Here is a 440-nt window from a genome sequence, read left to right on the forward strand (position 1 = left end):
TTGTTAAATGGGTGAGGGCCCCGCGTCGGTGCGGGGCCCTCCCTGTTAATGGTTGTCCGGCGGTGACCTACTCTCCCACACCCTCCCGGGTGCAGTACCATCGGCGCTGTGGGTCTTAGCTTCCGGGTTCGGAATGGGACCGGGCGTTTCCCCCACGCTGTGACCGCCGTAACCCTTGCCACCAAACCACGGGCCCCCTGTTCTGTGCGGGGGTGCTGTGGTGGTGAACTGTGTGGTTACACGTGTTCAACCGTGTATTCAATTAGTGGTGTTCCCTGCCCTCACCTGGTGGTGTGGGTTGTTGGTTGGGAACCACATAGTGGACGCGTAGCATGCATGCTGTTTTTTTCGTGTGTGGTGTAAGTTGTCGGCCTATTAGTACCGGTCAGCTTCACGGGTCTTTAGTCCCCGCTTCCACATCCGGCCTATCAACCCAGTGG

At 58.9% G+C, this 440-nt stretch carries 1 rRNA gene; it reads right to left on the reverse strand.

Going from position 1 to position 440, the window contains the following annotated elements:
• Positions 1–54 precede the first annotated feature (54 nt).
• Positions 55–171: ribosomal RNA gene (gene rrf / locus AC5RV6_RS16945) — 5S ribosomal RNA — on the reverse strand.
• Positions 172–440: the final 269 nt, after the last annotated feature.

This window comes from Arthrobacter saudimassiliensis (assembly GCF_059090665.1).